The organism is Halobacillus sp. ABD4_316 (genome assembly GCF_056161385.1).
On the sequence record NZ_JBSWZA010000002.1, the window covers coordinates 100,019 to 117,573 of the forward strand.

The 17,555-nt window shown below is 51.1% G+C and carries 17 protein-coding genes and 2 pseudogenes; 13 read left to right on the top strand and 6 right to left on the bottom strand.

Translation table 11 applies throughout. The features are described 5' to 3' along the window. Positions 1 to 207: 207 nt before the first annotated feature. Positions 208 to 1,551, bottom strand: a complete 1,344-nt coding sequence (locus ACXAJH_RS07665; RefSeq protein ID WP_474993511.1) for an alanine/glycine:cation symporter family protein — start codon at positions 1,549 to 1,551, stop codon at positions 208 to 210. Positions 1,552 to 1,739: 188 nt separating this feature from the next. On the opposite strand from ACXAJH_RS07665, the pseudogene ACXAJH_RS07670 reads away from it, so the two are divergent. Together ACXAJH_RS07670 and ACXAJH_RS07675 are read left to right on the top strand one after the other, a co-directional pair. Beyond that, a pseudogene (locus ACXAJH_RS07670) lies at positions 1,740 to 1,847 on the top strand (beta-eliminating lyase-related protein); the annotation flags it as partial. 72 nt (positions 1,848 to 1,919) lie between these two features. After that, positions 1,920 to 2,495: a hypothetical protein gene (locus tag ACXAJH_RS07675; RefSeq protein ID WP_474993513.1), complete on the top strand. Its 576-nt coding sequence runs from the start codon at positions 1,920 to 1,922 to the stop codon at positions 2,493 to 2,495. Positions 2,496 to 2,582: 87 nt separating this feature from the next. Here the strand turns inward: ACXAJH_RS07675 and ACXAJH_RS07680 are convergent, their stop codons facing one another. Both ACXAJH_RS07680 and ACXAJH_RS07685 read right to left on the bottom strand, forming a co-directional pair. Further along, positions 2,583 to 3,941: an FAD-dependent oxidoreductase gene (locus tag ACXAJH_RS07680; RefSeq protein ID WP_474993514.1), complete on the bottom strand. Its 1,359-nt coding sequence runs from the start codon at positions 3,939 to 3,941 to the stop codon at positions 2,583 to 2,585. Positions 3,942 to 4,088: 147 nt separating this feature from the next. Next, positions 4,089 to 4,370, bottom strand: coding sequence for a hypothetical protein (locus ACXAJH_RS07685; protein ID WP_474993516.1), 282 nt, complete (start codon positions 4,368 to 4,370; stop codon positions 4,089 to 4,091). Between the two features lie 237 nt (positions 4,371 to 4,607). Here ACXAJH_RS07685 and ACXAJH_RS07690 point away from each other — a divergent pair, with 237 nt between their 5' ends. After that, a complete protein-coding gene (locus ACXAJH_RS07690; RefSeq protein WP_474993517.1) occupies positions 4,608 to 5,732 on the top strand; it encodes an endonuclease in 1,125 nt (374 codons plus the stop codon). A 220-nt stretch (positions 5,733 to 5,952) separates the two neighbouring features. On the opposite strand, the gene ACXAJH_RS07695 is transcribed toward ACXAJH_RS07690, so the two are convergent. Continuing rightward, a complete protein-coding gene (locus ACXAJH_RS07695; RefSeq protein ID WP_160890064.1) occupies positions 5,953 to 6,189 on the bottom strand; it encodes a hypothetical protein in 237 nt (78 codons plus the stop codon). Between the two features lie 334 nt (positions 6,190 to 6,523). Here ACXAJH_RS07695 and ACXAJH_RS07700 point away from each other — a divergent pair, with 334 nt between their 5' ends. Beyond that, entirely contained in the window at positions 6,524 to 6,991 is a 468-nt protein-coding gene (locus ACXAJH_RS07700; RefSeq protein ID WP_474993519.1) for an NUDIX hydrolase, read from the top strand. A gap of 55 nt (positions 6,992 to 7,046) precedes the next feature. Beyond that, positions 7,047 to 8,315, top strand: coding sequence for a M48 family metallopeptidase (locus ACXAJH_RS07705; RefSeq protein ID WP_474993521.1), 1,269 nt, complete (start codon positions 7,047 to 7,049; stop codon positions 8,313 to 8,315). Positions 8,316 to 8,350: 35 nt separating this feature from the next. Here ACXAJH_RS07705 and ACXAJH_RS07710 read toward each other — a convergent pair whose 3' ends face one another. Beyond that, positions 8,351 to 8,872, bottom strand: a complete 522-nt coding sequence (locus tag ACXAJH_RS07710; protein WP_474993523.1) for a PilZ domain-containing protein — start codon at positions 8,870 to 8,872, stop codon at positions 8,351 to 8,353. A 234-nt stretch (positions 8,873 to 9,106) separates the two neighbouring features. Further along, the gene (locus ACXAJH_RS07715) at positions 9,107 to 9,250 is read right to left on the bottom strand and encodes a LapA family protein (RefSeq protein WP_474970658.1); all 144 of its coding nucleotides are present in this window, start codon (positions 9,248 to 9,250) and stop codon (positions 9,107 to 9,109) included. Between the two features lie 132 nt (positions 9,251 to 9,382). On the opposite strand from ACXAJH_RS07715, the gene ACXAJH_RS07720 reads away from it, so the two are divergent. The 8 genes and pseudogenes from ACXAJH_RS07720 to ACXAJH_RS07755 all read left to right on the top strand — a co-directional run. Continuing rightward, positions 9,383 to 10,744, top strand: coding sequence for a sigma-54 interaction domain-containing protein (locus ACXAJH_RS07720; RefSeq protein ID WP_474993525.1), 1,362 nt, complete (start codon positions 9,383 to 9,385; stop codon positions 10,742 to 10,744). Between the two features lie 194 nt (positions 10,745 to 10,938). After that, a complete protein-coding gene (locus tag ACXAJH_RS07725; RefSeq protein WP_474994114.1) occupies positions 10,939 to 11,634 on the top strand; it encodes a CoA transferase subunit A in 696 nt (231 codons plus the stop codon). 18 nt (positions 11,635 to 11,652) lie between these two features. Continuing rightward, positions 11,653 to 12,333 carry a 3-oxoacid CoA-transferase subunit B gene (locus ACXAJH_RS07730; RefSeq protein WP_474993527.1) on the top strand — a complete coding sequence of 227 codons (681 nt, stop codon included), beginning with the start codon at positions 11,653 to 11,655 and terminating at the stop codon, positions 12,331 to 12,333. Positions 12,334 to 12,346: 13 nt separating this feature from the next. Beyond that, positions 12,347 to 13,123, top strand: coding sequence for a 3-hydroxybutyrate dehydrogenase (locus ACXAJH_RS07735; protein WP_027955935.1), 777 nt, complete (start codon positions 12,347 to 12,349; stop codon positions 13,121 to 13,123). 17 nt (positions 13,124 to 13,140) lie between these two features. Further along, a complete protein-coding gene (locus tag ACXAJH_RS07740) occupies positions 13,141 to 14,319 on the top strand; it encodes a thiolase family protein (protein ID WP_474993529.1) in 1,179 nt (392 codons plus the stop codon). A 36-nt stretch (positions 14,320 to 14,355) separates the two neighbouring features. Continuing rightward, on the top strand, positions 14,356 to 15,639 hold the full coding sequence (locus ACXAJH_RS07745; RefSeq protein WP_160837508.1) for a GntP family permease: 1,284 nt from the start codon (positions 14,356 to 14,358) through the stop codon (positions 15,637 to 15,639). 289 nt (positions 15,640 to 15,928) lie between these two features. Continuing rightward, on the top strand, positions 15,929 to 16,408 hold the full coding sequence (rlmH, locus tag ACXAJH_RS07750; protein ID WP_474993531.1) for a 23S rRNA (pseudouridine(1915)-N(3))-methyltransferase RlmH: 480 nt from the start codon (positions 15,929 to 15,931) through the stop codon (positions 16,406 to 16,408). Positions 16,409 to 17,172: 764 nt separating this feature from the next. Then, a pseudogene (locus tag ACXAJH_RS07755) lies at positions 17,173 to 17,472 on the top strand (DnaB-like helicase C-terminal domain-containing protein); the annotation flags it as partial. Positions 17,473 to 17,555 lie beyond the last annotated feature (83 nt).

The following is a 17,555-nucleotide window of genomic DNA, read 5'->3' on the forward strand; positions in this document are numbered from 1 at the left end:
AGAAAGAGGGATATACAATGGAGCGTTATTCATGTGAAGGTGACTTGGAAGGACCCCTTTTCGTATACGAGTTTCGACCAAAAAACAGCACACGAAAGGATCCAGCCAAATCAGAATCATTTTATCACATGCGTTCCGGAAGAAAAAAGCAAACGCACTGAGGATAGAAAAAAAGCCAGCCCGGCATCAGGCTGGCTTTTTTCTGTTTCAGGAGTGAAGACGGTCGCTGTTCCACGTCTTTTTGATGATTTTCGTTAAGGCAAGGACAGCGATCAAGTTAGGAACCACCATCAATGCATTGAACGTATCGGCCATCTGCCAGACGAATTCCACCTGGACGACGGCTCCTGTGACGATAAACAGCAGCACGAACGCACGGTATGCCGGTACGGCTTTTTCCCCGAACAGGAACTTCACGTTCACCTCTCCGAAGAAGGCCCAGCCGAGGATCGTCGTAAAGGCGAAGAACAAGAGGCAGATCGCGATAAACGGAATACCGAATTCACCGAGTCCGCGGGCAAACCCTTCCTGCGTAATCGCACTTCCCTCAAGCCCTGTTTTATGGGCATCGGTTACAAGGACGACGAGGGCGGTCATCGTACAGATGATCACGGTATCGATGAATACACCGACCATGGCCACCAGCCCTTGGTGGGACGGGCGCTTCACTTGAGCGACGGCATGGGCGTGCGGGGTGGAACCCATACCCGCTTCGTTCGAGAACAAGCCGCGGGCAATGCCGTAACGGATCGCTTCTTTCACCGTTGCACCGAGTACACCACCGCCAGCGGCTTCCGGACTAATCGCAGCCTGTACGATCAGCTGCAGCATCGGCAGCACCTGATCCCAGTACTGCACCATAATGACGAGGCTTCCGCCGATGTACAACAGCGCCATGACGGGTACGACATTTCCGGCAAAGGTGGAAATCCGGTCAATCCCGCCGAATAAAATAAGACCGATTAAAATAGCAATCACAATACCAAGACCGAGATTGAGACCGAACGAGGAGGCATCCAGCGCCTGATTCATCGCTGTAGCGATCGCGTTGGACTGCACCATGTTTCCGACAAAGCCGAGCGCAATGATGATGGCTACAGCGAAAAAGCCGGCCAGCCACTTGCTGCCAAGACCGTCACGGATGTAATAGGCCGGACCACCGTGGACGGATCCATTTTTCTTTACCTTATAGAGCTGGGCGAGGACCGCTTCGGCAAAAATCGTCGCCATGCCGAAGAACGAGCTGATCCACATCCAGAAAATCGCACCGGGTCCACCGGCAGCGATCGCTGTGGCGACACCAGCCAGGTTTCCGGTTCCGACCTGCGCAGAAATCGATGTGGCGAGCGCTTTGAATGAATGGATGCCTTCCTGTTTTTCCTTTTTGAAAAGCGGTGCGAAGGTAATCTTGAAGCCTTTACCAAGGAAGCGCACCTGGATGAAGCGGAGCTGGAAGGTGAGCCATACACCGGTTCCGAGAAGGAAGACGAGCATGACAGGTCCCCAGAGAACACTGTTTATATCTTTAAAAAGTTGCGTCAACTGTTCCACTTTTTTAATGTCCTTTCTTTCTTTAATGTATAACCATAAAAAAGAGTATCGCACGTGGAAGCGTTTCACAGCAAGTGACATTTATTGAAAACTCGGCGATTTGAAGCGATTTTCGACTGTTTTTTGACACGGCCGTCTTTTCCTTTTGTCAGATCCTTCTATACAATAGAAGAAAAAGGGGAGAGACGATGATCGATTTACGAAGCGATACAGTAACCAAACCAACGGAAGCGATGCGCCGGGCCGCATATGAAGCGGAGGTGGGGGATGATGTGTATGAAGAGGATCCCCATATTCCAATGTAATTAAATGTAGGTAGATGAAGAAAAAACTCCTGAAGCCAACCGACAGAAAGAAGGTGACTATATATGATGAAGCGTTATTTCATTCGTGCATTGTGGACGATGATCCTATCGACTCTTCGATTTTTTACTCATTTAATGGTTCGAAAAAGGAACATATTGAATAGAAAGAAGAAACCATACAAAGAAACGGTCAAAAACATGAAATTTTTAGAGGAAATGCTAGTAGAGAATAACTACTTAGACAAGAATTATCATGACCTGACTGATAAAATGAATCACAAAGCAGCTCAGAAGGCTATCAATGCTTTTGTATCTAAAAAGGAGAAGCGGGAAGATGAAGACTTCTATTTTCTTGTGGCTCAAGAATGGGTCAAGGAGTTGGATAAGAAAAGCTTCTGGACTTCTCTTATTTTTTTAGGTTTGTTCTTTGCTTTATGCGGTGCTACGATCGGGCTCACTCAAATCGTGGGAGACATTCAAGGGAACGCCGTGTGGGTTATATTTACAGCTCTCTTCTCCTCCATCGTCCTTGGCATTTTCAATTCCCTGCGGAGCCGAGGGTGGAGAAGGTGGTCCATGTTTTCGGCCCACGTACTGACCATTTCATGTTTCTTCTTTCTCATTATCATCTTTAGTTAGTACTGATGTTATAAAAAATTCTTGTATGAGCGCGATCCGTACATAAATAAATCAAACCCCCGTGAATGGGCACGGGGGTTTCGTTTATTAGACAAGGGCTGGTGTTCGGTTGTAATCCTGCTGCGCTTCAAGTCCCGCCTTGTTCAAGAAGTTCCACGGCTGGTTGAAGTGCGGCTGGAAAAAGAAATCGACGTAAGCAAGCTGGTCGATCGTCATCCCGGCCTGAATGCAGACGCTCATCGTATTGATGGACTGCGTCACATCGGCTTTGGACAGCACCTGGGCGCCGAGAATCTTCCTTGTTTCCGGATCGATCGTCACTTTCAGCTTCACATTTTCCGCTGTCGGCATGAACGCCGGGCGGTGAGTATCTTCTATTGTGAAACTTTTCACATGAACATCTAAAAGTTGAGCAGATGTTTCTGTCAGCCCTGTGGATGCCATGTTGTAGTCGTAAATGTGCAGCCCGGATGTACCCTGGGTGCCTCCGTGGGGCATGACCGGCTCCATGATGTTACGGGCGGCGAGTGTTCCCATACGGACCGCGTTCGTTGCGAGCGGGATATAGGCATGTTTTCCAGTCGGGTTGTACGTCACGGCACAGCAGTCTCCTGCTGCGAAGATATCAGGGTGGCTCGTCTGCATATATTCATTGACGATGATTGCACCGTTATCGAGCATGTCGACGATTCCTTTGACAAGATCGGTGTTCGGACGGAACCCGACACACATGATGACAAGATCGGTCTCATAGCTTCTGCTGTTCGTGATCACACGCCCGACCTGGCCGTCGCTGCCTTCAAACCGCTGGACGGTTTCATTCATCGCTAACGTCATGCCGCGGTTTATGAAGTCCTCTTCGACGATGGATGTGAATGCCTCATCCAGATATTTGTTCAAAATCCGGTCGGCACCATCAATCAATGTCACCTCTTTGCCTGCTTTTTCAAAGGCTTCAACAAGCTCGACACCGATATAACCAGCTCCAACGACGGTCACTTTTTCAGCGTGTGCAGCCCGTTCAATGATGGTATTCGCCTGGTTGTAGTTTTTCGCAAGCAGAATGTTCTCAAGATCGATGCCTTCGATCGGCGGTGTCACCGGCCATGATCCGGTCGTGATCACTAATTTATCATAGGAATCGGTGAGATGTTCACCGGTCACAAGGTTCTCAGCATAGATCGTTTTCGCTTCAGCATCAATGGCTTTCACGTCATGCTGCATCCGGATCGTAACGCCGAGCTTCTGCAGCTCCTCCGGAGAAGAATAAAAGAGTCCCTGCGGGTCTTCGACGACTCCGCCGACATAGAGAGCGAGTCCACAGGATAGAAAGGAGACGTTATCGTTTCGTTCATAAACGGTAATCTGAGCTTCAGGATACATGGTCGCCATATTCGTCACCGCAGCGGTTCCTGCGTGGGTACTTCCAATTACTGCAATCTTCATGGAATAGATCCTCCTTATAAGCTCATGTGAAATACTTCACATGTTAACTGTAATTGTATTATAAGACGGATCGAAGAAGAATACAACCCTTTTGCTCACTATTTCACAAAATAAAAATAACCCGCCGGAAAGCCGGCGGGTCAGGGGTTATTCCTTATCCTTGCGGGGGAACGTTTTATTTTTCACTTTCTTGAAGGCTTCAGAGGACGTATCCACCGTTTTGTCGATGGCTTCGGTGCTTTTTTCGGACGCTTTTTTAATGATGTTCCCCGATGAATCGACGGTTTTGCCAATCAATCCGCCTTCACCGGTAATCGATTTGATGACCTTCCCGGACGAATCGATCGTCTGGTGGACAATGTTGTTGGCCTCTTTGGCCACCTGCTTGAAGAAGCCGTCTTTTTCCTTAGAGCTGCGCTTTTCACTCATGTGAACATCTCCTCCTTGGAATCAATGGCTTACCCTTTATACATATGTACCCGTGATGTTCCTATGACAGGAGAAAAGAAATCTGATTCGGACGTCATGCGCCGGAGGTCCTCATTATGAAGCGGATGTTAACGCTCTGTGAGAATCGTGCTAACTTCACGGTTTCAGGCAGGAAATCAAAGGTCGATATGGAAAGAAGCGGTGTAAGGCCACATGACAAACAAGGGAGTGTACATGATGAAGAAATTATTTTTGATTGTCTTTAGTCTTGTCTTTTTTACCGGGGGGCCAGCTGTAAGCGCCGCTGGAAACCTGTCTGTCCAGGAAGCGATGCAGACGTCCAACGGGTCCGATGTGACTGTTGAAGGGTACATCGTCGGCGTACCGGTATCCCAGTCGACCGTGGAGCAGAACGATTTTTCCTCCAATTATGCTCTTGCGCTTGCGGATGACGCCGGTGAAACGGATATGAATGACATGATTCTGGTCAAGTTGGATTCTGAATACCGCTATGAATGGGGACTTCAGAACAACCCCGGATTGATGGGTGAAAAAATCGTCGTGGACGGCACCCGTGATGCCTACTTCGGCCATGAAGGCGTCGAATACGTAAGCTCGATCGCCAAAACGTCCGGCGACTGCGGCGGCGACACCGGGAGCGGGGACGGAGACGGCTCGACGTCCGATGACTACTACAGCAGTGCGGATGGATTAACAGGAGATGCATTGAAGCAGGAGCTGCACAACGTCATCGACGATCACAATGAGCTTACATATTCCGACGTATGGGATGCGCTTCGCCATACTGATGAAGATCCGAGCAACACAGGCAATGTCCTGCTCCTGTATACAGGGAACTCGATGTCCAAGTATGACAACGGCGGGTATGTCGATGATTGGAACCGCGAGCACGTCTGGGCGAAGTCCCACGGCGATTTCGGCACAAGCATGGGAGCCGGCACCGACATTCATCACCTGCGTCCGACCGATGTATCGGTGAACTCTGCCCGCAGCAACCTAGATTTTGATAATGGCGGATCCGCTTATGCCGACGCTCCGGATACGTATTCAGACAGTGACTCCTGGGAGCCCCGTGATGAGGTCAAAGGGGATGTGGCCCGGATGATTTTCTATATGGCCGTCCGCTACGAAGGCGATCAGGGCGAACTGGACCTTGAAATTGCGGATTACACCGGTACGAGCGGTCCATACTTAGGGAAGCTTTCCACATTGAAACAGTGGCACGAGAGCGATCCGGTCGACAGCTTTGAGCGTAACCGGAACGAGATCATTTTCAGTGACTATCAAGGCAACCGCAACCCGTTCATCGACCACCCGGAATATGTGGAACAGATCTGGTAAAGAGAAACCCCCGGAAGCGACCTGCTTCCGGGGGTTCTGCATTCTTTCATTCTTACAGCAGCAACATCAGTCATGATGAGTGCTATTGTATCTGAACTTATGTAAACGTATCTCCAACCTGTTAGAGTTCTTCATGATATTCTTCCTTGTTGTACAACCGGAAGATACATTGATTCAGTCCCGGAAAGTGGGGGACTTAACAAAAAGCTGCTCCGGTTTTTTACGAACGATTTTTCTTCAACATCTGGTAGGTACCAAGGACAAGCAGTACAGCTGCGACGATGAGTTCGGTCCTGAATATCATGGGAAAGCCAGTGAAGACATGCGCCTCCATCGGTCCGCCACTCCCCAAAGTCTCTAAGTTCTGCAACATGAGCCATTGGCTGTACATCATCACTATACTGTAATGAACAAAAGAACCGAATAAAAGAAAGACACCATATTTTATAAAGTTCACGTTATATCACCTCCTCTTCTAAACCACACTTCTGTCATCTAATTATTCATGGATTACCTGAGACAGACAACCCTGGGAAAGCAACTAATAATAAACGATTTTATTCCAAAACAGTATCTTCCGTCTTAAAGTCCTTTTTGGGAACTTTTCTTATATGCTGATAAAAAGGGAGGGGAGCACCAGCCGGCCTTCTGTTTACCCATATATCCTTGAATAGGTGGAAATCCTTATATTCATTTAAGTCACAGCTGCTCCAAAAAAATAAAGGACTCCCGCCCCCGTCCGGCGTAAGTAATAGGAATGGGATTTGTTAACGAAAAAAGGGGGCAGACGGATGGATGTACGATTCCGCAGCGACGGCCGGTTTTTCAATCACCGCGCCGCCGGCATACTGATCGAGCAGGGGCATGTGCTGTTACATAAACAAAAGAAAGATGCCCACTGGTCCCTGCCGGGTGGTGGCATTGAGCTCGGCGAGGATTCGATGAATACGATCATCCGTGAGATGAGGGAGGAACTCGGCTGGGAGGTCGAGGTCGAGCGTACGGTCTGGATTGCCGAAAGCTTTTTCCCTCACCGCGGGGAAGCGCTTCATGAGGTGGCTTTTTACTATGCGCTGGAAACGAAGGAGCCACAGTTCAGGACCGGTCCTTTTTCCGGTAAAGAAGGCGATCGTCTTATCTATCAGTGGATGGCTCTCGATGATTTGTCCCTGCATGAGGTGAAGCCGTCGTTTCTTAAAAAGTCGCTGCTGGAAATTCCGGATCATCTGATGCATCTGATCCTGAAGGAAACGTTCTAAGCGGGCGGACGGGCTCGTACACTATGACGAATGCGTATGTCAGGGAGGGCAGGCAGTGAAGAAAAAATTTATCACGTGGACGTTTATTCTCTACGGCCTCTATAGTCTGGTGCTGGGCCTGTATTTTTTCCAGTGGGCAAACCCCGGCGTGCCTCCGGAATACGAAGGGACCGCCGCCGATCCGGCGACATTTATGACCGCAAGGGAGCTTGAACTCAGTCAGGAATACTCGACCTATCAGAACTTCCTCTCCTTTCTCGGCGAGCCGTTGGAGTGGATCGTCTACCTCGGTGTGATGATTTTCGGCGCGTCGATCGTCTTCAAGCAGTTCGGGGAGAAGGTGTCACGCTTCCGCATCATCCAGATTCCGTTGTTTGTGCTGCTGTTATCGACGCTGACATCGATCCTGCTATTCCCGATCGATTACGTAAAGCGGCGCTTGTCGGTGGAGTACGGCATTTCCACCCAGAGCTTTTCAAGCTGGATGCGCGATGAGCTGATCAGCTTCTGGATCGGCTGGCTCATCATGGCCGTTCTCATTACTGTCTTATATTTCCTCATGAAAAAATTCGAAAAGCGCTGGTGGCTGATCGCCTGGCTGCTGATGATCCCGTTTCTCATTTTCATGATGTACCTGCAGCCGGTCGTCATCGACCCGCTGTATAATGATTTCGGTGAACTGCAGGACAAACAGCTCGAGGAAAAAATTCTCACACTCGCCGATGAAGCGGATATTCCTGCTGATCGTGTTTATGAAGTGAACATGTCGGAGAAAACGAACAGCATGAACGCTTATGTGAATGGCATCGGATCCAATCTCCGCATCGTCTTATGGGATACGACCCTGAACCGGCTTCAGGAAAACGAAGTGCTTTTCATCATGGCGCATGAAATCGGCCACTACGTCATGAACCACCTGTATTGGAATCTTGCCGGGGCCATCTTCGCCACCTTCCTTGGCCTGCTGGCGACCTATCATCTGCTGCGGTGGAGCGTCCGGCGCTACGGAGAAAAACTCGGCTTCACGAAAGTGTCCGACATTGCCAGTCTGCCGATGTTTTATTTGATCCTGACGTTGCTCTCTTTCCTTGCAAGTCCTGTGGAGCTTGCGATATCACGCAATGCGGAAGCGGATGCCGACCGTTATGCGATCGAGATGACACAGGATACGGAAGCGGCCGTCGGGTCCTTCCAGGAGCTCACCGTCAACGGTTTGAGTGACGTCGATCCACCGGCGCTTGTGAAATACCTGCGCTACGGACATCCGACGATGATGGAGCGGATCCATATGCTCGAAAACTATGAACTGAGCGAAGAGAAGTAGGCAAGAGCCTCCGGGTGTCCGGGGGCTTGTTCTATTCAGAGTGCCTTTTTATTTTTCACAATCTGCAGCTGATACAGGATGCGCGCCAGGCGCTCCCGGTTCTTTTCGCTGATTTCGATGAACTCCACCCCATAGACAACGGCGGAGCTTGATAACTCCTCGTGTTTCCGGGCCATCCGGGCCTGCAGGTCAAACTCTTCGTCGTTCAAGAAAAAGTGCAGCGCAATGGTGATGTTCTCCTGGATGGGGATGTTGTACGGTGATGAAAATTTCAATCCGGTGAGGCTGATGTTTTCGATGTAGCCGATAAAGTATTTCTGGTTCAAGGCTTTGAACCGTTTGGTATCGATATCAATGATGATGATTTTACTTTCGACATGGGGTACATCGACCCGGAGGCTTCTTTGGACGTAAGGATGATTCGATGGGGGACCGCTTCTTTTCGGGGCGTCGTCTGCTGATGGAGTGGCCACGGTTTTTCTTTTGAACAAATCTTTCATTATCATCACGGCGAATACGACAATGATCAGGGCTTCTGCCCATACGATATAAACCAAGACAACCACCTCGTAACCCTTCTAGTTTATCCCGGTTCTCTCTCTGACTGGCCCGGGCTGAAATGTTGGATGCACGCAGTCTCTTGGTTTTCCTTCTTTTTAGAGGGCCTCACACTCCTTTTTGGGTATTTTTATCTATATTATTGCATGATAAAGGTATTTGCTTTTACATATCCCATGTTTATTTCAGGAAAAGCTGTTATTTTTACTAAAACATAGGAAGAGTATAACCTATTATAAGGAATGGTCCTCGTCTCTTTCCCGCTCCAGACGGTCCAACCGCTCCTTCAACCTCTTATTCTCTTTTTTCGCCTGTTCCGCTGTATAAAAGGCACCGACGGCCAAAGATAAGGCCATCCAGCTCCACAACCAATCCATATCAAACACCTCCTTTTCCCATCCTATCATAGTAAAAAAAGGAGGCGGGGTATCTAGCCACTACGGGACTCTTTTGATAGACTCAAAGTAGCGACTATTGAAAACGTTATCATAGTAAAGGAGTGACCCAGGATGCCATCGATGCTTGAGGAGCGCAATCATGTGCTGGAAACGCTGTTTGGCAATGTGAAGCACTGTATCGTCGTCGTCGACCGGGACGGCCGGATTTCCTATATGAATGAAAGCTACGGCCGGTTTTTGGAAGTGGATCCAAAAGAGATCGCCGGCCGCCACGTCACCGAAGTGATCGAGAATACGCGGATGCACATCGTCGTCGACACCGGGGGGGAGGAGATGGCCGATCTCCAGAAGATCCGTGGCGACTATATGATCGCCCACCGGATTCCGCTCCAGGAGGACGGCGAGGTGATCGGTGCCCTCGGCATGGTGCTGTTCCGTGATACCGATGAATGGAAAATCATGAACACCCACATCAAGGACCTCCTGCTTGAGCTCGAGACGTACCGCAGCCAGATGCAGCACGTGAACGGTGCCAAGTATTCGCTTCATGACATCATCACCACCTCACCGGAAGTGCTGCAGGTCAAGGAAAAGATCCGCAAAACCGCCTACAGCGACGTGTCGGTGCTCGTTCGCGGCGAAAGCGGGACAGGGAAGGAATTGTTCGCCCACAGCATCCATCACTTGAGTGAGCGGAGTCAGCAGCCGTTCATCAAGGTGAACTGTGCGGCCATCCCGGAGCATTTGATCGAAGCGGAGCTGTTTGGCTACCAGGAAGGGGCATTTACCGGAGCGAAAAAAGGCGGTAAGCCGGGCAAATTTCAGCTCGCCCACGGCGGCACGCTGTTTCTTGATGAAATCGGCGACATGCCGCTCCACGCCCAGGTGAAAATCCTCCGTGCCCTGCAGGAAGGCGAAATCGAAGCGGTCGGCGCAGAGAAGCCGCAGGCCATCGACGTCCGCATCATCGCTGCCACCAACCGGCCGCTCGAAGCGCTTATCAAGGAGGACAAATTCCGGGAGGATCTCTTCTACCGCATCAATGTCGTCCAGATCGATATTCCTCCGCTCCGCAGACGCCGAGGCGACATCAAGGTGCTCACGAAGTTTTTGTTGAAAAAGCTCAGTGACCGGACCGGCAAACGGGTCGAGACGCTCGCCCCGGACGTGGAGGCTCTTTTTAACAAACACGACTGGCCGGGGAATGTCCGTGAACTGGAAAACGTCATCGAATCCGCCATTCATATGACCGACGACGGGGAAATCCGTTACCGAGATCTGCCGGATTATCTGTCATCATCCGGAAACGGCCAGCGCGCCGGACAGACGCTCAAGGACGTCGTCGAGGAAGCGGAAAAAACGGCGATCCTCCGCGCGATCGAAGAAGCAGACGGTGACAAGTGCACAGCCGCCGACCGCCTCGGCATCGGCAAATCAAGCCTGTATGACAAAGTGAAAAAGTACGACCTGTAAGCCATTCCAGATTTCAGGAATCCGTTCCGGAAATCCGGAATGGGTTTTTTTATGCCATTTTGTAAGGGTTTTCATGAATAACGAATCAGTTTTTCCATAAATCCGGAAATCAAAAAAACAGATGCCTTTAGTACCGCGTTTGAAAAGTTGGCATGAAACTTGCATGTAGAAGAGTGGAAGGGGTGGAAACCAATATGAAACACATTCACACATCATTTCAGGAAGCTGTTAAGGACATACAAGATCACTCAACGATTATGGTCGGAGGATTCGGACTCGTCGGAATCCCGGAAAATCTCATTTTGGCACTCGTCGAATCGAACGTGAAGCATCTCACCGTCATCAGCAACAACTGCGGGGTCGACGACTGGGGTCTCGGCCTGCTTTTGGAAAACAAACAGATTGATAAGATGATCGGCTCCTACGTCGGCGAAAACAAGGAATTCGAACGTCAGGTGCTCGCAGGCGAACTGGAAGTCGAACTCACGCCGCAGGGAACGCTCGCCGAACGCATCCGCGCAGGCGGCGCCGGCATCCCGGCCTTCTACACACCGGCAGGCGTCGGAACACCGATCGCCGAAGGAAAAGAAGTGCGCACCTTCGACGGCAGGGACTATCTGCTGCAGACCGGACTTACCGCTGATGTCAGCCTCGTCCGTGCCCTGAAGGGAGACAAGCACGGCAACCTCATTTATAACAAAACGGCGCGCAACTTCAACCCGATGATGGCCGCTGCTGGTGCGGTCACGATCGCCGAAGTCGAAGAGCTGGTCGAGCCGGGCGAACTGCATGCCGATCAGATCCACACGCCGGGCATCTACGTACAGGGACTCATTGAAGGACAGCAGGAAAAACGCATCGAACGCCGGACCGTACGCACTCACGCATAACAAAAAGGAGGGGCTATTATGGCCGTAGAAATGGATAAAGCGGCAGTCAGGGAACTGATTGCCCGACGTGCTGAAAAGGAAATTGAAAGCGATTACTATGTGAACCTTGGAATCGGAATGCCGACGATGGTCGCCAACTACATTGATTCCGATAAGGAAGTGGTCCTGCAGTCGGAAAACGGGCTGCTCGGCATCGGACGCTCTCCGTATGAAGAGGAAGTCGACCCGGACTTGATCAACGCCGGAAAGGAAACCGTCACCGCTTCCATCGGGGCCGCCTACTGTGACAGTGCCGAATCGTTCGCGATGATCCGCGGTGAGCACCTCGACCTTGCGATTTTAGGCGGGATGGAAGTCGCAGAGAACGGTGATCTCGCCAACTGGATGATCCCCGGAAAAATGATCAAAGGCATGGGCGGGGCGATGGATATCGTCCACGGTTCCAAAAAAGTCGTCATCATCATGGACCACGTGAATAAGCACGGTGATCCGAAAATCCTGAAGGCATGCCGTCTCCCGCTCACAGGAAAAGGCGTCGTCGACCGCATCATCACCGAGCGTGCCGTTATGGACATAACAGAGGAAGGTCTGAAGCTGATCGAAATCGCCGAAGGCTGGACAGTGGATGAAATCAAGGCATCGACAGAAGCGGATCTGATTGTCAGCGACGAACTGATGACAATCCAGTCCAACACGTGAGGAGGAACACCGGATGGTAGAAAATAAAGTCGTCTTCATTACAGGCGCGGCCAGCGGCATCGGCTATGAAATCGGCACCGAATTCGCGAAGAACGGCGCCAAGGTCGCCCTGAGCGATATAAACGAGGAAAAAGTGAAGGAAGCCGAAAAGCAGCTATCTTCAGAAGGATATGACGTTACTGGTCTCGTCTGCGATGTGACGAAGGAAAAGGATATCCAGGACGCCATTGATGCAACCGTGGACAAGTACGGTCGTCTCGACGTGCTCGTCAACAACGCCGGCCTCCAGCACGTTTCGTCCATCGAGGAGTTTCCGACAGAGAAGTTCGAGCTGATTACGAAGATCATGCTCGTTGCGCCGTTCATGGCGACAAAGCATGTATTCCCGATTATGAAAAAGCAGGGCTTCGGCCGCATCCTCAACATGGCCTCCATCAACGGCCTGATTGGATTCGCAGGCAAGTCCGCCTACAACAGCGCCAAGCACGGCGTCATCGGTCTCACAAAAGTGACCGCTCTGGAAGGCGCGGAGGACGGCATCACCGTCAACGCCATCTGCCCAGGCTATGTCGATACACCGCTCGTCCGCAACCAGCTTGAGGATCTCGCCAACAACCGCGGCGTCTCGCTCGATAAGGCACTCGAGGAAGTCATCTACCCGCTCGTGCCGCAGAAGCGTCTTCTAAAAGTTCAGGAAATCGCCGACTACGCGCTGTTTTTAGCCAGTGACAAAGCGAAAGGCATTACCGGTCAGGCGGCTGTCATCGACGGCGGCTATACGACTCAGTAACCGAAAGGGGTATTTCAATGAAATCCGTATATATCGTAGAAGGAGCGCGCACGCCGTTCGGCACGTTCGGCGGCGCCCTCAAGGACGTGGAGCCGACAGACCTCGGCATCACTGCAGGAAAAGAAGCGCTGAAGCGGAGCGGCATCGATGCCGGCAGCATCGACTTTTCCGTCATCGGCAACGTTATTCATTCATCTCAAAATGCACCGTACATGGCGCGCCACATCGCGCTGAAAACAGGCATCCCGATGGAAAGCCCGGCCCTTGCCGTCAACCGCCTCTGCGGTTCGGGCATGCAGTCCGTTGTTTCCGCAGCACAGTCAATCCTGCTTGGCGAAGGGGAAACCGCGCTTGCCGGCGGTGTCGACAGCATGAGTCTCGCTCCGTACGCCCTGCGCGGCAGCCGTTTTGGTACGAAGCTCGGCACACCGAAGGTCGATGATATGCTCTGGTCTGCGCTTACCGATGAGTACATCGGTGCCGGCATGGGCATGACAGGGGAGAATCTGGCCGAGCGTTATGAAATCTCGCGCGAAGCCCAGGATGAATATGCGACCCGCAGTCACCAGCGTGCCGCCGAAGCCCGCCGCTCCGGCCGGTTTGCTGAGGAAATCGCTCCGGTGGAAGTGAAGGGACGCAAAGGCATGACCGTCGTCGATCAGGACGAGCACATACGGGAAGACACGAATTCAGAAAAACTGGCCAAGCTGAAGCCCGCCTTCAAAAAAGACGGCAGTGTCACAGGCGGAAACGCGAGCGGCATCAATGACGGTGCAGGAGCGGTCGTTCTGGCCAGCGAAAACTACGTTCAGGAACACAGCTTAAGCCCTGTGGCAAGAATCGTTTCCTGGTCCGTGGCCGGTGTGGATCCGCACTACATGGGCATCGGTCCTGCGCCGGCGATCCGTCAGGCGCTTGAAAAAGCGGAGCTCTCCCTTGAGGATATGGATCTTATCGAAGTGAACGAAGCCTTTGCCGCGCAGTATCTGGCGGTGGAAAAAGAGCTCGGCCTCGACCGTGAAAAAGTGAACGTCAACGGCGGCGCCATCGCGCTCGGCCACCCGGTCGGCGCCAGCGGGACCCGCGTGTTGTATACGATGATCAAGGAACTGAAGCGCCGCGGCGGACGCTATGGAGTCGCTTCACTCTGCATCGGAGGCGGACAGGGGATTGCCATGGTCGTCGAAACCGTCTAAAATCTTAACGTAAAAATCATTTAGGGGGAAACACCAATGTTCGGGATATTACTCGGCCTCATCGTCCTGATGGCGCTCGCCTACCTCGGCTGGTCGATCATCTGGGTCGCACCGATCGCTGCCGGCGTCGTCGCCGTCACCGGCGGTCTCGACCTGCTCGATGCATATAAAGATACGTACATGGGCGGCTTTGTCGCCTTTGCGAAATCATGGTTCCCGGTCTTCATGCTCGGGGCGATCTTCGGAAAACTGATGGAGGACACCGGCATGGCCCGCTCGGTCGCCGTCGCATTCACAAAAGTGATCGGCACCAAGCGCGCCATTCTCGGCGTACTCGTCTCCGCCGCCGTCTTAACGTACGGCGGGGTGAGCTTGTTCGTCGTCGTCTTCGCGGTCTATCCGCTCGCCTTATCACTGTTCCGGGAAGCCAACATCAGCCGGAAGCTCATACCAGCGACCGTCGGGCTCGGCGCCTTCACCTTCACGATGACGGCCCTGCCTGGTACACCGCAGATCCAAAACCTCATTCCAATGGAATACTTCGGTACAACCGCATCCGCGGCCCCGGTCATGGGGATCGTCGCCGCCATCATCATGGCGGTCGGAGGCTATTTGTACCTGCGCTTTAGAGAGAAACAACTGCGCGACAGAGGCGACATCTTCGTCGAACCGGAAGATAAAAGTTCACTCGGTGACGTGGAGCGCGAGCCGCACTTCATCCTGTCGATTCTGCCGTTGCTGACCGTGTTACTGACACTCAACTTGCTGCAATGGGACGTTGTCACCGCATTAATCGCAGGAATTCTTTTAATTATGCTGTTGAACATCACCTTATTCAAAAAGTTCGTCACATCCATCAACAAAGGGGCGAGCGGATCGGTCATCGCCATCATCAATACCAGTGCCGCCGTCGGCTTCGGGACCGTCGTCCGCGAAGTGCCCGGCTTTGAGAAGCTCACGCAGATCCTCGTCGGCATCAAAGGCAACCCGCTCATCTCCGAAGCGGTCGCCGTCAACGTCCTCGCCGGTGCCACAGGTTCCGCCTCCGGCGGCCTCGGCATCGCCCTTGAAGCCCTCGGCTCCAAGTATTATCAGATCGCTCAGGACACCGGCATCAGCGCCGAAGCGTTCCACCGCGTCGCTTCCCTGTCCTCCGGCGGCCTCGACGTACTGCCGCACAACGGAGCGGTACTCACGCTGTTTGCGATCACCGGCATGACCCACAAGGACAGCTACCGCGACATCTTCGTCGTCGCGCTTCTGATCCCGGTCATCTCTGTTGCGGTCGTCATTCTGTTGAATACGATTGGCATTCTATAAAGAGAGAGAAAGATTTGTCATGGTGATGGTCACGTTCCGCTTATCGGTGGCTGCTTGCCGCGGGCACGACCTCAGCTAACTCGGGCAGAAAAACCATCTGCCCAAGTGGATCTTCGGTCCGTGCTGTTCCCGCAGGCGTCACCACCGAACGCTGCTCGTGACCTTAACTTAAAAGGGAGTAAACACTCTCTACAGCTTGAACGAACACCACAGGTATCCTGTGGTGTTTTTCTGTTCTTGGAATCGTCATGGTAAACTAGAGGAAACAGAACGTACGGGAGGAACCACCATGAAATTAACCATTGTCACGGTAGGGAAACTGAAAGAGAAATACTTGAAGCAGGGGATCGCGGAATACGTAAAGCGCCTTGGACCCTACGCCAAGGTCGAAGTCGTCGAAGTGCCCGACGAAAAAGCTCCGGAAAACCTAAGTGAAGCGCAGATGCTTGAAGTGAAACAGAAGGAAGGCGAGCGTATCCTGAGCAAGATCTCCCAGGACACCTATGTCATCACACTTGAAATTGAAGGGAAGCAGCTGACGTCTGAGAAACTGGCCAAAAAGATGAACGAGCTTGCGACTTACGGAAAGAGCAAAGTCGCATTCGTGATCGGAGGATCCCTGGGCTTGAGTGATGAGGTGCTGGAGAGAAGTGACTTCGGACTGTCATTTTCAAATATGACGTTCCCGCACCAATTGATGCGGTTGATGCTGGTGGAGCAGGTGTACCGGGCGTTTAAGATTAATCGCAATGAGCCGTATCATAAGTAATGATGCAGTAAGTTAGATCAATGCACAAATTAAAACTAATGAATTAGCAAATCAAAGACGGTCAACTCGATAAACGGGATGGCTGTCTTTTTTATTCTACGGGGAGTGTGTTTGATGTTTATCAGACAACAACGACTACACCAAATCCGAGAAAGAATTTCAGACGGACGGAAATGACAGCATATACTGTGGCCTCTTATTTCAATATTGATATCAGTGGCTACTCAATAGACCAAAGATCATTAATTTAAAGACCATGAATGCTTATTACAAGAGGTTCAGTCAGCAGCTAAAGAATTTATTACAACCATTGAAGAATCATTGGGCCAAGAAAAGGAAAGAGAGAAAATAATGAGTGTTAAAGGACAAAAACATGAAATGGAAGAAGAGAAACAAGGAGTGAAGATGTTACCTTCAGAAAAGCTTCGAGGTATGTACCGAAGCAAGGTTGAGAAGGATAACTGGCCATTTGGTATAGAGGAAAGAGCCGATGAGGAATATTCTCATGAAGGATTTAAAGATGCTTTTAAGAAGGAACTCATGAACTTTATTGAACCCACAGTCGGAAAAGAATTGGGTAAAGAAGAAAACAACGACCGCCAAGATCGCTTAAATCTGATGCGAGCTTTTCAGGAGTCTCACAGTAAGGAAGAGGTGTACCAACTTAAGAAAGAATCTCTCCAAGAGTTAAAAGAACTACCATTGACGGATCGTGGAGAGCAGCGACTGTCTCAAATAGAGAGTAAATTGGACCGAGAGTGCTGCTTGCTCTTGAACTGGATATTCCGATTATTCTATTGTCTCAGCTATCCCGTAATGTGGAGCAGCGTCAGGACAAGCGCCCGCTTTTATCTGATCTTCGTGAATCAGGAAACATCGAACAGGATGCAGATGTGATTGCTTTTCTATACAGGGAAGATTACTACAAGTGGCACCAGAACAATAATAAAATCGAGTTGATCATTGGAAAGCAGCGGAATGGTCCTGTTGGGAAAGTCGATCTTCATTTTGAGAAGGAGCATGGGAAGTTTACGGGGAAGGTGCCAGAGTTAATACAAAGCTAGTTAAAAAGGATGAGGGAGACCTCGTTCTTTTTCTTTATTCTATTGCTTATCTACTTTAATGTTATATATATCCAGGTGTGGTA